Origin of the sequence: Macromonas bipunctata, assembly GCF_002837135.1 — a bacterium.
Taxonomy (GTDB): domain Bacteria; phylum Pseudomonadota; class Gammaproteobacteria; order Burkholderiales; family Burkholderiaceae_C; genus Macromonas_A; species Macromonas_A bipunctata.
Window position 1 is genome coordinate 1 of sequence record NZ_NWBQ01000047.1, and the last position, 13,130, is coordinate 13,130.

At 66.6% G+C, this 13,130-nt stretch carries 12 protein-coding genes; 8 read left to right on the forward strand and 4 right to left on the reverse strand.

What is annotated here, in order from left to right:
- Window positions 1-47 precede the first annotated feature (47 nt).
- Both CON76_RS07065 and CON76_RS07070 read right to left on the reverse strand, forming a co-directional pair.
- Window positions 48-545 carry a GNAT family N-acetyltransferase gene (locus tag CON76_RS07065; RefSeq protein ID WP_101102663.1) on the reverse strand — a complete coding sequence of 166 codons (498 nt, stop codon included), beginning with the start codon at window positions 543-545 and terminating at the stop codon, window positions 48-50.
- Window positions 542-811, reverse strand: a complete 270-nt coding sequence (locus tag CON76_RS07070; RefSeq protein ID WP_101102671.1) for a type II toxin-antitoxin system TacA family antitoxin — start codon at window positions 809-811, stop codon at window positions 542-544. The genes CON76_RS07065 and CON76_RS07070 overlap by 4 nt, the downstream gene beginning before the upstream one ends.
- 222 nt (window positions 812-1,033) lie before the next feature.
- Between CON76_RS07070 and rpmH the strand changes: the two genes are divergently transcribed.
- From rpmH to CON76_RS07100, 7 genes are all read left to right on the forward strand, one after another.
- On the forward strand, window positions 1,034-1,168 hold the full coding sequence (gene rpmH / locus CON76_RS07075; protein WP_101102664.1) for a 50S ribosomal protein L34: 135 nt from the start codon (window positions 1,034-1,036) through the stop codon (window positions 1,166-1,168).
- Window positions 1,169-1,233: 65 nt separating this feature from the next.
- Entirely contained in the window at window positions 1,234-1,674 is a 441-nt protein-coding gene (gene rnpA / locus CON76_RS07080) for a ribonuclease P protein component (RefSeq protein ID WP_101102672.1), read from the forward strand.
- Window positions 1,671-1,952, forward strand: coding sequence for a membrane protein insertion efficiency factor YidD (yidD, locus tag CON76_RS07085; protein WP_101102665.1), 282 nt, complete (start codon window positions 1,671-1,673; stop codon window positions 1,950-1,952). The genes rnpA and yidD overlap by 4 nt, the downstream gene beginning before the upstream one ends.
- Complete coding sequence (gene yidC, locus CON76_RS07090; protein ID WP_101102666.1) at window positions 1,949-3,637, forward strand: membrane protein insertase YidC; 1,689 nt, start codon at window positions 1,949-1,951, stop codon at window positions 3,635-3,637. The genes yidD and yidC overlap by 4 nt, the downstream gene beginning before the upstream one ends.
- A gap of 84 nt (window positions 3,638-3,721) precedes the next feature.
- Complete coding sequence (gene mnmE / locus CON76_RS07095; protein ID WP_101102667.1) at window positions 3,722-5,164, forward strand: tRNA uridine-5-carboxymethylaminomethyl(34) synthesis GTPase MnmE; 1,443 nt, start codon at window positions 3,722-3,724, stop codon at window positions 5,162-5,164.
- 30 nt (window positions 5,165-5,194) lie between these two features.
- Entirely contained in the window at window positions 5,195-5,878 is a 684-nt protein-coding gene (locus CON76_RS13565; RefSeq protein WP_145995370.1) for an SWIM zinc finger family protein, read from the forward strand.
- Window positions 5,818-8,847 (forward strand): DEAD/DEAH box helicase, encoded by a 3,030-nt coding sequence (locus tag CON76_RS07100; RefSeq protein ID WP_240592799.1) that lies wholly within the window; start codon window positions 5,818-5,820, stop codon window positions 8,845-8,847. The genes CON76_RS13565 and CON76_RS07100 overlap by 61 nt, the downstream gene beginning before the upstream one ends.
- A gap of 51 nt (window positions 8,848-8,898) precedes the next feature.
- Here the strand turns inward: CON76_RS07100 and CON76_RS07105 are convergent, their stop codons facing one another.
- Window positions 8,899-10,245: a dicarboxylate/amino acid:cation symporter gene (locus tag CON76_RS07105; protein ID WP_101102668.1), complete on the reverse strand. Its 1,347-nt coding sequence runs from the start codon at window positions 10,243-10,245 to the stop codon at window positions 8,899-8,901.
- A 125-nt stretch (window positions 10,246-10,370) separates the two neighbouring features.
- Window positions 10,371-11,462, reverse strand: a complete 1,092-nt coding sequence (locus CON76_RS07110; protein ID WP_101102669.1) for a DctP family TRAP transporter solute-binding subunit — start codon at window positions 11,460-11,462, stop codon at window positions 10,371-10,373.
- Window positions 11,463-11,548: 86 nt separating this feature from the next.
- Between CON76_RS07110 and CON76_RS07115 the strand changes: the two genes are divergently transcribed.
- Complete coding sequence (locus CON76_RS07115) at window positions 11,549-12,913, forward strand: PAS domain-containing protein (RefSeq protein WP_101102670.1); 1,365 nt, start codon at window positions 11,549-11,551, stop codon at window positions 12,911-12,913.
- Window positions 12,914-13,130 lie beyond the last annotated feature (217 nt).

Genomic DNA, 13,130 nt, shown 5'->3' on the forward strand with positions numbered 1-13,130 from the left:
AATTCAAATGCGATTGCCCTGTGGATAACTTTGGGTGCCGTGCGAGCTCAGCCTGGCGCGTGGTTCAGGCGCAGCATGAGGGTCAACGGGTGTTGGGGCGAGGGCTGGAAGCCGTAGTGCAGGTAGAACTGGCGCGCCCGCTCGTCCAGCGCATGCACCAGCAGCGCCCGCACCCCGACGTTGTACGCCACTGTGGCCGCGCGCCGCACAGCGTCCTGCAATAGGCCAGCGCCCAGGTGCAGGCCTTGTGCGCGCTGGTCCACGGCCAGTCGCCCCAGCACCAGCACCGGCACGGGGTCGGGCATGTTGCGTCGTATGGAGCTGGTGGCCTCGCGGTGCGAGACCGAGCCCGCCGCCAGCGCGTAATAGCCCCAGACCCGCTGCGCTGCATCGGCCACCACAAAGGTGCGACTGGCCCCGCTGAGCTGGTTGGCCAGGGCACGGCGGCGCAGCCATTCGTCCAGGCCCGGCTCGCCGCACGCAAAGGCGTCCAGCAGGTGGGTGGTGGCCAAGGGCTGGGGGGCTTGCAGGGGGGGTGGCGTCATGCGGGCTGTTGCCAAGGCGCCTGCACGGCCAGCAGGCGCTCCAGCCCGGGGTTGGTGGCCGGGGGGGCGTCCAGCAAGGTGTTGAACTGCTGGAATTTGTCAGCGTCCAGCTGAAACAGCACTTGGTCGAGCAGTACCGCCTGCGCGCGTTCGCAGGCCACTTCGAGCATGAAGTCAGAGCGGTTCTTGCCCAGCAGGCTGGCGGCCTGGTCGATAAGGGCGCGCTGCTCGGGCAGGGCACGCAGGTTGATGGCGGCATCTCGCACGGTAGGCTCCTGTTGTATGGGCATCAGATGCGCAAATTGTGGATTTTTGTATAGCTGTTGTCAATACGGCTTGTGGTCGTGGCGGGCGGTTGCACAACACCCAGCGCGGAAATGTTTGTCTAGCCTGCGGATTTTTGCAATAATCGCGGGCTTTTCCCCAATTAGCAACTCTCTGCGTCTAAGCTGCGCCGCTGGCCAGCATTCGCACAACGGATTCACACCATGAAACGCACCTACCAGCCCTCCAAAGTCAGCCGCGCCCGTACCCACGGCTTCCTCGTCCGCATGAAGACCCGTGGTGGCCGTGCCGTCCTGAACGCCCGCCGCGCCAAGGGCCGCAAGCGCCTGGCCGTCTAAGGCCCCCGGCAACCCCACCGTTGGCCACCCGGGTGCAAGCGGCTGTGCCACCACCCACCGTGCGCGTGCAGCGCCTGCGCCAGCGCGCCCAGTTCGAGGCGGTGCTGCAACGCCCCGCCGTGGTCAGGACGCCGCACTTTGCGCTGCACCTGGCCGATCCGCTGCAGGCCAACACGCCGCAGGCGGTGCTGTTTCCGGTGGCGGGCCCCTGGCTGGGGGTGCTGGTGCCCAAGCGCTGGGCCAAGCGTGCGGTCACGCGCAACACCATCCGGCGCCAGATCTACGCCAACGCGCAGGCTTTCGAGGCCCTGCTGCCACCGCAAGCGATGGTGGTGCGGCTGCGCGCCGGTTTTTCGCGCCAAGACTTTGTCAGCGCGACTTCGGAGGCGCTCAAGGCCGCCATCCGCAACGAATTGCAAGAACTGCTGGGTCGGCACCTGCCACGGCGCTGGGCCCGCATGCTGGCCGAGACCGCTGCGGCGGTGTCGCCGCCCGTGGGCGCATGACCCCCTGGGCCTGGCCACGTCGGGGTCTGATGGGGCTGGTGCGCGCCTACCGCCTGCTGCTCAGCCCTTGGCTGGGTTCGGCGTGCCGCTTTGAGCCCACCTGCTCGGTGTACGCCCTGCAGGCGCTGGAGCGCCACGGCGCCGTGGGCGGCACCTACCTCACACTCAAGCGCCTGGGGCGGTGCCAGCCCTGGTGCGACGGGGGCTGCGATCCGGTGCCCGCGCGCGGGCCGTTCTCCTCCCTCGTTTCCGATTCGAAAAACAAGACCCCGACATGAGCGATATCCGCCGATCCATCCTCTGGGTGATTTTTGGTTTTTCACTGGTTCTGCTGTGGGACCAATGGCAAATCCACAACGGCCGCCAGGCCACCTTCTTCCCCACCCAGCCACCCGCCACCGCCCAGGCCCCGGCCCAGCCCGGTGCCAGCAACGCCGCCGTGCCCGCTGCCAGCGCCGCCTTGGCTGGCGCGGTGCCGGGCGCGGCCGCCGCGGCGCCGTCCAGCATTGCGCGCCAGCAGCACGTGGTCAGCACCGACGTGCTCAAGCTCACGTTTGACAGCGAGGGCGGCTCGCTGGTGGGCGCCGACATGCTGCAACACCGGGCCGTGACCGGCCAGCCCAGCCAGACGCAACCCCTGACCCTGCTGACGCAAAGCCCGACCCACACCTACGTGGCGCAGACCGGTCTGGTGGGCGGCGCGCTGCCCACGCACAAGACGCCGATGCAGCTGGTGCAGGGCGGGCAGAGCCTGGCCGAGGGCCAGGACGAGACCCGCCTGCGCTTCGAGTCCGAACCCGTCAACGGCGTGGTGCTGGCCAAGACCTACACCCTGGCGCGCGGCTCGTACCGCCTGGGCGTGCAGCACGAGGTCATCAACCGGAGCGCGGCCGCCATCACGCCGCAGCTGTACCTGCAACTGGTGCGCGACGGCAGCAAGGCCGACAGCGACACGCCGTTCTACTCCACTTTCACCGGCCCGGCCGTGTACAGCGAGGCCGCCAAGTACGAGAAGGTCGAGTTCGAGGACATCGACAAGCAAAAGGCCGAGTTCCAGAAAACCGCCAGCGACGGCTACGTGGCCATGGTGCAGCACTACTTTGCCACCGCCTGGTGGCTTGACGGCGGTGCAGCGCGCGAGAACTTTGTGCGCAAGCTCGACCAGAGCCTGTACTCCGCCGGCCTGCTGACCACGCTACCCAGCATCGCGCCGGGCCAGAGCCACACCAGCAGCGCACACTTGTTCGTGGGCCCGCAGGCCGAGAAGGTGCTCGAGCAGCTCACCCCCGGGCTGGAGCTGGTGAAGGACTACGGCTGGGTCACCATCCTGGCCAAGCCGCTGTACTGGTTGCTGGAGAAGATCCAGGGCGTGGTGCAGAACTGGGGCTGGTCGATCGTGCTGCTGGTGGTGCTGCTTAAGGCCGCGTTCTACTGGCTCAACGCCAGCGCCTACCGCAGCATGGCCAAGATGAAGGCGGTCAACCCGCGCGTCATGGAGCTGCGTGAGCGCCTCAAGAGCAACCCGCAGCAGATGCAGATGGAGATGATGAAGCTCTACCGCGAGGAAAAGGTTAACCCGGTGGGCGGCTGCCTGCCGATCATGGTCCAGATCCCGGTCTTCATTGCGCTGTACTGGGTGCTGCTCTCCAGCGTCGAGATGCGCAACGCGCCGTGGGTGGGCTGGATCACCGACCTGTCCACACCCGACCCGTACTTCATCCTGCCGCTGGTGATGACCTTGACCACGGTGGTGCAGACCGCGCTCAACCCGCTGCCGCCCGACCCGATGCAGGCCAAGCTGATGTGGATCATGCCGCTGGTGTTCAGCGTGATGTTCTTCTTCTTCCCGGCCGGTCTGGTGCTGTACTGGATCACCAACAACGTGCTGACGATTGCCCAGCAAGCGCACATCAACCACCGCATGGGTGTGCCGCTGAAGATCAACTTGCCCAAGTTCAAGTAAACCAGCACACGCCACAGGGGCCGCTTTTGCGGCCTTTTTCCTTCTTGCCCACGCACCCCACTCAGCCACCAGGAGGCCACCACCATGCTGCCCAGACACCAGGATCCTATCGTTGCACTGGCCACCGCGCCTGGCCGGGGGGCGGTGGGGGTGGTGCGGGTGTCGGGCCGGGGGCTGGACGCGCTGGTGCAGGCGTTGTGCGGCAAGGCGCTCAGGCCGCGTGAAGCCACTTACCTGCCGTTCCGTGACGCCGATGGCAGTGCCATCGACCACGGGTTGGCACTGCATTTTCCGGGGCCGCACTCGTACACCGGCGAGGATGTGTTGGAGCTGCAAGCGCACGGCGGCCCGGTGGTGTTGCAGTTGCTGCTGGCGCGTTGCTTGAGCGCCGCCACCGAGCTGGACCCCACCACCGGCCAGCCCCGTTTGCCACGCTTGCGTTTGGCGCAGCCGGGTGAATTTACCGAGCGGGCGTTTCTCAACAACAAGATCGATTTGGCACAAGCCGAGGCGATTGCCGATTTGATCGATGCCAGCACCGAGGCCGCCGCGCGCAGTGCCACGCGTTCGCTGTCGGGCGAGTTCTCGCGCGAGATTGCCACGCTGCGCGAGGCGCTGATCCACTTGCGCATGCTGGTGGAGGCGACGCTGGATTTCCCGGAAGAGGAGATCGACTTCTTGCAACAGGCCGATGCCCGAGGCCAGCTGCAGCGGCTGCAGACCCAGCTGGCCACGGTGCTGCAGCGCACGCGCCAGGGCGCGCTGCTGCGCGAGGGCATCAAGGTGGTGATTGCGGGCCAGCCCAACGCGGGCAAGAGCTCGCTGCTCAACGCCCTGGCTGGGGCCGAGCTGGCCATCGTGACGCCGATTGCGGGCACCACACGCGACGTGGTGCAGCAGACGATCCAGATCGAGGGCGTGCCGCTGCACGTGATCGACACCGCTGGTCTGCGCGAGGGCGGCGATGTGGACGAGGTGGAGCGCATCGGCATCCAGCGCGCTTGGGGTCAGATCGAAAGCGCCGACGCGGTGCTGTTTTTGCACGACCTGACCCGGGCCGATCAACCCACCTACCAGCAGGCCGACCGCGAGATTGCCGCTACCTTGGCCCAACGCCTGCCCGCCCGCGTGACGGTGATTGACGTGTGGAACAAGGCCGACGCGCCCCACGCCGAGGCCGCTGGCACCCCAGCCACCGATACCGCACACCCACACGAACACCTGCACTTGTCGGCCAAAACCGGCGTGGGGCTGGACGTGTTGCGCCAGCGTTTGTTGCAGTTGGCGGGCTGGCAAGGTGGTGGCGAGGGCCTGTACATTGCGCGTGAACGCCATGTGCAGGCATTGCACCAAGTGGCCGAGCATTTGGCGCTGTCGGCCCAGCACTTGGCGCAGCAGGCACAGGCACTGGACTTGCTGGCCGAAGAATTGCGGCTGGCCCAGAACGCGCTCAACACCATCACCGGCGCCTTCAGTGCCGACGACTTGCTGGGCGTGATCTTTTCGTCCTTCTGTATTGGCAAATAACCCGGCCCCGCGTGGCTGTGCACACCCCCGATGACTACCCCTTTCCGTTCCCCTGAGATGTGGCTGGATCCCCGTTCGTTGCAAAGCCGGGTGGGCTCCAACACGTGGGCCAAGGCGCAGCAGCTGTTCTTGCAAAACCGGGTGCTGGCGCTGGCCATTGAGCCGCTGACCAAGTACGGCCCAGGCCGCTGGCAGGTCACGGGCAAGGTCAAGGGCAGCCTGGCCCGGCCTTACGAGGTCAGCTGCACCGTGTACTTGGACAACGACGGTGAGTTGCGCCAGTGGGAGTCGGACTGCACCTGCCCGGTGGAGCTGCGCTGCAAGCACGCGGTGGCGTTGCTGCTCAAGGCCGCCTACCAGGGCCACCAGCTGGTGGCGCACCACCTGCCTGCCCTGGCCGCCGCGCCCAGCCTGGCCAGCGCGCCGGCGCGTGGTGCTGGCACCCACACGGGCACCGCAATCCCTCCCCTTGCCACGCCCAGCGGCAGCGCCTCCGCGCGGCCAGCGGTGGCGGGTGGCAGCGGGCCGGTGAGCAACAGCCTGGAGGCCGTGCTGCGCGACCTCATCAGCACGGGCGAGGCGCTGATGTCGCGCGCCAACCAGCTGCGACCCACCCCGCAGCCCCCCCCGCCGACGCCCAGCTGCTGGCCTGGTTGCGGGCGCTGGAGCAGGCCAGCCCGCCCGAGCCGACGGCGGCGTCCAGTGCCGTGTTGAGCCGCGCTGGCGAGCCGCCCGAGGCGCCACCGGAGCATGTGCTGTACCTGCTGTCGGTGCAAAATGTCAACGCCCAGCCCGTGCTGCACCTGGAGCTGACCAGCGCCTACCGCAAGGCCAAGACCGGCGACTGGAGCAAGCCCAAGAAGGTGCGGCGCGAACTCCGGCCCGGCCAGCCGCTGTACGACCAGGCCACGGCCACCGACCGCCACGTGTTCCAGCTGCTCAAGGCGTTGCAAAACCCGGGCAACGGCTACCACGGCGGCTACTACAACGAATTCCAGAGCGAGGTCGTCGTCAGCGGCTTTGCCGGTGTGACGGCGCTGCAGCTGGCGGCGCAGACCGGGCGCCTGTACGCCAGGAGCGACAAGGGCAACGCCCAGACCCCGCTGCGCTGGGGCGACGAGCTGGCCGTGCAATGGCACTGGAAGGAGCTGGCGGGCCAGCGCGACGACGACGACACCCAGTGGTGGCTGCAGGCCAGCCTGCCCGCGCCACAGGCGCTGCTGTGCCGCAACACGCCGCCGCTGTACCTCAACGTGACGGACGGCATCTGCGGCACCGTCACCGCCCCCGGCCTGACGCCCGAGCAGCTGCTGATGCTGTTCAAGGCGCCGGTGCTGCAACGCTCGGTGCTGCAGCAGCACCAGGACCGCCTGATCCAGCAACTGGGCCCGGTGCCGCTGCCGCCCGTGCTGCCCCCGGTGCGTGTGGTGCAGCACGTGGCCCCCAGCGCCCACCTGCACCTGCGCCGCCTGCCCGCCGCTGCGGCGGCAACGCATGGCTGGCTGCAGGCCGAACTGCGCTTTGACTACGCCGGCCTGCGCGGCTGGTGGGCCGACCAGCCCGCCAGCGTGCTGCTGCAGCACGACGGCCAGCGCGTGCGCCTGCTGCGCGACGTGGCCGCCGAGCGGCACGTCATCGACGCCCTGGTGCGGCTGGGCCTGCAGCACGACGCCGAAGGCCGCTTCGGCATTGCCGGCACGCACAGCCAGCAGCCGTGGCTGCAGTGGATGTCGCAAGGCTACGCGCCGCTGCTGGCCACGGGCTGCCACGTAACATGGGACGCCGAACTCGACGACTGGCTCACCCCCGCCGACGGTGTGGTGGCGCAGCTGCAGCCCCAGGGCGATGGCACCGAAGCCACCTCGCCGTGGTTTGATTTGTCGTTGGGCATCGACATCAACGGTGTGCGCCACAACATCCTGCCCTGGCTGCCCGAGCTGATTGCCACCCTGGGCGATGCGCCGCTAGATCCCGATACCGGCGAGGCGGTGTTGCCGCCGTGGCTGTACCTGCGCCGCCCCGACGACAGCGGCTTTGTGCAAGTGCCCACCGCCGCCCTGCGCCCGTGGCTGGCCGCCTTGCTGGAGCTGGTCAACCAGCAGCACAACTTTGATGCCGAGCACCTGCGCCTGTCGCGCTGGGACGCGTTGCGCACCCAAGCCGCCATCGGCCAAGGCGCGGTGTGGGACGGTGCCCAGCAATTGCGCAGCATGATGGAACAGCTGCAAGGCCACAGTGCCCTGCCGGTGGTGCCGTTGCCTGCGGGCTTGCGCGCCGAACTGCGCCCCTACCAGCACCACGGCCTGAACTGGTTGCAGTTTTTGCGCACGCACGGGCTGGGTGGCATCCTGGCCGACGACATGGGACTGGGCAAAACCCTGCAAACACTGGCCCACATCCTGCTGGAAAAAGAAGCGGGCCGCCTGACGGCCCCGGCGCTGGTGATTGCCCTGGTCAGCCTGATGGGCAACTGGCGGCGCGAAGCGGCTCGCTTTTGCCCCGATCTGCGCTGCCTGGTGCTGCACGGCCAAGACCGCCACGAGGCCGCCGCCAGCATGGCCGAACACGATTTGGTGATTGCGCCGTACTCCTTGCTGGCGCGCGACCGCGACCGCTGGTTAGGCCAGCAGTGGCACTTGGTGGTGCTGGATGAAGCGCAAAACATCAAGAACGCCAACACCCAAGCCGCCCAGGTGGTGGCCGAGCTGCCCGCCCGGCACCGGCTCTGCCTGTCGGGCACGCCGATGGAGAACCATCTGGGCGAGATCTGGAGCCTGTTCCACTTTCTGATGCCCGGTTTTCTGGGCAGCCACAAGCGGTTTACCGAACTGTTCCGCAACCCGGTGGAAAAACACGGCAACAGCGAACGCCTGGCCCAACTGCGCGCGCGCATCACGCCCTTCATGCTGCGGCGTACCAAGGCGCTGGTGGCACACGAATTGCCCCCCAAGATCGAAACCCTGATGCGTGTCGAGCTGGACGGCGCACAGGCCGACTTGTACGAAACCATCCGCCTGGGCATGGAAAAAACCGTGCGCGACGCGCTACAAAGCCAAGGGTTGGCCAAATCGCAAATCACCATTCTGGACGCGCTGCTCAAGCTGCGCCAGGTGTGCTGCGATCCGCGCTTGCTCAAGCTGGACGCTGCGCGCCAAGTTCATACCTCGGCCAAGCTGGAGCAGCTGATGGAGCTGTTGCCCGAGATGTTGGAGGAGGGGCGGCGCATCCTGCTGTTCTCGCAGTTCACCAGCATGCTCACGCTCATCGAGGCCGAGCTGAAAAAGCGCAAGATCCCGTGGGTCAAGCTCACCGGGCAGAGCCAGAAGCGCGACGAGATCATCACCCGCTTCACCAGCGGCGAGGTGCCGCTGTTCCTCATCAGCCTCAAAGCCGGTGGCGTGGGCTTGAACTTGCCGCAGGCCGACACCGTGATCCACTACGACCCGTGGTGGAACCCCGCCGTGGAAAACCAGGCCACCGACCGCGCCCACCGCATTGGGCAGACCCAAAGCGTGTGGGTGGTCAAGCTGGTAACGCAGGGCACGATTGAAGAACGCATTGTGGACTTGCAAGCCCGCAAGGCCGCGCTGGCCGAGAACATGTACAGCGGTGCCGCCACCCGCACCGAGCCCATCTTCAGCGAAAACGACTTGGCCGAATTGCTCAAGCCCCTGTCGGCTTGAACCGCAGGGGCTTGAAGGGGAGGGGGCACCGGCCAGCGGTGCCGGTGTGAATCAGGCTTTGGCCTTGGCCACCGCCATGTGGGCCACTTGCTGGTCGAGGATGGCTTCAGGCTCTTGCGCCTCTTGCAGTGTGGGGTGGTTCAGGCCAGCGTTGAGGCGCTGCATGTCCAGGTCGCCCGTCCATTTGGCCACCACCAGCGTGGCCACACCGTTGCCGACCAGGTTGGTCAGGGCGCGGGCTTCGCTCATGAAGCGGTCGATGCCCAAAATCAGCGCCAAACCGGCCACGGGCACGCCACCCACCGCCGACAGTGTGGCCGCCAGCACAATGAAGCCGCTGCCGGTGATGCCCGCTGCGCCCTTGGAGGTCAGCAGCAGCACGGCCAGCAGGGTGAGCTGCTGCGTCAGCGTCATGGGTGTGTCGGTGGCTTGGGCGATGAACACAGCGGCCATCGTCAGGTAGATGGAGGTGCCGTCCAGGTTGAAGGAGTAGCCGGTCGGAATGACCAGGCCCACCACCGATTTGCGTGCGCCCAGGTTTTCCAGCTTTTCCATCATGCGCGGCAACACCGATTCGGACGACGAGGTGCCCAGCACGATCAACAGCTCTTCTTTGATGTAACGCACAAACTTGAAGATGCTAAAGCCGTGCAGGCGGCTGATGAGGCCCAGCACCACAAACACGAACAGCAAACAGGTCAGGTAGAACGTGCCCATGAGCTTGCCCAGCGAGAACAGCGAACCGATGCCGTATTTGCCAATGGTGAAGGCCATCGCGCCAAACGCACCAATCGGGGCCACCTTCATGATGATGCCGACGATGTCAAACAGCACGTGGGAAAACTTCTCGATGAAGTCGAACACCATCGTGCCACGGCCACCAAACTTGTGCAGCGCAAAACCAAACAGCACCGAGAACAGCAGCACTTGCAGGATCTCGCCCTTGGCAAACGCGTCCACCACCGAGCTGGGAATCACGTGCAGCAGGAAGTCCACGGTGCCCTGCATTTTGCCGGGGGCGGTGTAGGCGGCAATGCCCTTGGTGTCGAGGGTGGTCGGGTCCACGTGCATGCCCGAACCCGGTTGCAGCACGTTGACGACGATCAGGCCAATCACCAGCGCAATGGTGGAGACGATCTCGAAGTACAGCAGGGCCAGACCGCCGGTCTTGCCGACTTTTTTCATGTCTTCCATGCCCGCAATGCCCACCACCACGGTGCAAAAGATGATGGGCGCAATGATCATCTTGATGAGCTTGATGAAACCGTCACCCAACGGTTTCATGTCGGCACCCAACTGCGGGTAGAAATGGCCCAGCAACACGCCGACGGTGACGGCAAACAGCACCTGCACGTACAGGGAATGGTAAAACGGCTTGCGCCCAGAGGGGTTGGACATGGCAATGGCTCGCAACGAAGGGGGGGAGGAGCACGGGCTGAACCCATGCGCGTGAAGTGGCGCAAGGATACGAAGCGCCGGCCACGGCGCCAACTGTGGCGTTCAACAGTCGGGTTTACCCTGATTCAGTCGCCACTGGCGGGCACTTCGGCGATGGCCTGTTGCACCGCTTGCAGCAGCGCGGCGCCCACGGTGCGCCGGAAGGTGTCGTACACCGGCTGCGCGTCTTGGCGCAGGGTGGCCCGCTGGGCTGGGGTCAGGGTGTGGACTTGCAAGCCGGGCGTGTGTTGCAGGCGTTGCAGGGCTTGTTGGTCGAGTGCGGCGGAGCGCCGGTTGCCTTGTTCCAAGGCTTCGGCCAGGGCGGTTTCGAGCAGGGTGCGGTCGGCGGGGCTCAGGCTGGCCCAGAAGCGCGGGTGCGTGACCACGGCATAGCCCAGGTAGCCGTGCTGGGTCAGTGTCAGGTGGGACTGCACTTGGGCCAGATGTTGGGTGTGGAAGTTGGAGAGCGTGTTTTCGGTGCCATCCACCACGCCGCTGGCCAGGGCGCGGCGCGTGTCGCCAAACGGCAGGACCACGGGTTCGGCCCCCACGGCGCGCATTTGTGCCACCAGCACGCGCGAGGCCTGCACGCGCAGGCGTTGGTCTGCAAAGTCGGCGGGGTTGCGCAGTGGGCGGTGTGCGCTCATGTGCTTGAAGCCGTTGTCCATGAAGCCCAGCCCCAGCATTTGCTGGCGTGCCAAGCGTTGCCGCAATTGTTGCCCCACCGGGCCTTGCAGCACGCGCCGCACCTGGGCCAGATCGGTGAACAGGAAGGGCAGGTCGAACACTTCGAATTCGGGCATGCCCACATTGCCAAACTTGGACAGCGACGGGGCCAGCAGCTCGACCGCGCCCAAGCGCAGGGCTTCCATTTCGTCGTCGTCGCCGTAGAGTTGGGAGTCGGGGTACACCTCCACACGGATGCGCCCACCGCTGCGCTGCTGCACCAGTTGCTGGAAGTGCTGTGCCATCTGGCCCTTGGGGGTGTCGGGGGCCACCACGTGCGAGAACCGCACCAGCACCGCCGGGCGTGCGGCATGGGCCGGTGGTGGCAGCACGGCGCCACCGCCGCCCAAGGCCCACGCCAGCAATGCCGCAACCGCCACCGGGCTGCGCGGGCGCCACAGCGGCTGCAGGCAGGCACGGTACTGCCAAAACCAGGTGATCAGGGGCAACATGCGAGAACAGCAACAGTGGATGAAGGAACGCAGCACGCCACAGTATCGTTCAAAGCCCGCACGGTACCGCCACAATCTGGCCCTGCATGACCCCACCCTCCGACACCACCGACCTGGACCGTTTTGAGCTGGACACGCGCCGTGCGGTGCGGGCCGGTCGGCGGGCTTTGTATGGCCTGTCGGGGTTGTTGCTGTTGGTGTTGGTGAGCATGGCGCTGCTGGTCTGGTTTTTGCGGCAGGTCGAGGCCGAAGAGGCCGACCGCCAGCGCAGCGCCGACGCGCAGTGGTTGGATCAGAGCTTGCGTTTTCACTTTCGGCGGCTGGAGGCCGATGTGGCGGGCCTGTTGCCGCAAGTGGGCGCGGCGGCGGTGCCGATGGACACACTGCCCCACCGCGCAGGCGCGTTGTGGCGCGGGGGAGCGGTGCGCGCGCACGGTTGGTGGCCCGCCGAACAACAGGCGTTTGTGGCGCGTTGGCCGCATTGGGTGCAGGCTGAATTGGGCACCCCGGAACAAGCCGACGCGCTGGTGGTGATGCTCAACACCGCGCGCGGCCTGCGCCGCCCCACCTACGCGGGGCCGTGGGTGCGCGCCACCACACCGGGGGGCGATACCGTGCTGTGGCTGGCCTACCCGTGGTGGGAGGGCGAGCACTTTCGGGGCAGCTATGTGTTGGCGGTGGCGGTGGAGCGCGCACTGGAGCAGGCCATCCCGGCGTGGTTTTTGGCCGACCACCGTGTGCAATCGGTGCCCGAGCCACAGGCGGCCGATTTGGCGGCCACGCATGCGTGGGTGTCCATCCCATTGTCGGGGGCGCAGTGGGGCTTGCTGGTGGCCCCGTTGGGCGATCAGGCCGCTGTGGCTCCCCGTGCCTTTTTTGGTGCTGCCTTGCTGTGTTTGCTGGGCATGTTGGTGGCGCTGCTGTTTTTGGGCCGGGTGTTGGCACAACGCTGGCGGTTGGAAGCGCGTTTGGGCACCCAAATGGCCTTGCGCCAGGCGATGGAACGTTCGGTGACGCTGGGCCTGCTGGCGTGGGATTTGAATGGCCGCCCGTTTTACGCCAACCAAGCGCTGTGCCGCATGGTGGGTTGGTCGGGCGCTGAACTGCTGGCCCCAGCCCCCGAATTGCCCTGCTGGCCCGCCGAACAAGGCCCCTTGTGGCCGCGTGTGGTGCAATTGGGCCAGGCCCCGCCCGAGCGCCAAAGCGGTGACGAAGGCCAACTGCTGCACCGCGCAGGCCACCGGCTGGACGTGTGGTTGCACGCCGCCCCGCTGGCGCTGGCCGATGGCCGCGTGATTGGCTGGATGGCCTCGGTGTTGGACATCAGCGAACGCCGGCGCATGGAACGGCTGGCCGCACGCCAGCAAGAACGGCTGGAAGCCTCGGCCCGACTGGTGGCGGTGGGCGAGGTGGCTTCCACTTTAGCCCGGATATTTCACCATAGCCCGTAGAAATGAGGACGACATTGCCCTTGAAATGCCCGAACATCGAGGTATCGAATCCAGATGAAAGGACGGGCAATGCCGAAACCAAACTGTACACCGCAAACAACTGCCGATGAGGTTGGCGTGATTGATTTTGGCCGACTGGGCCGACGCAAGATCGAGGGCCGCTTCGATGGCGGCAGCATGACCAGCGACGCTGGGGTGATGCTGCTGGCCGAAGTCG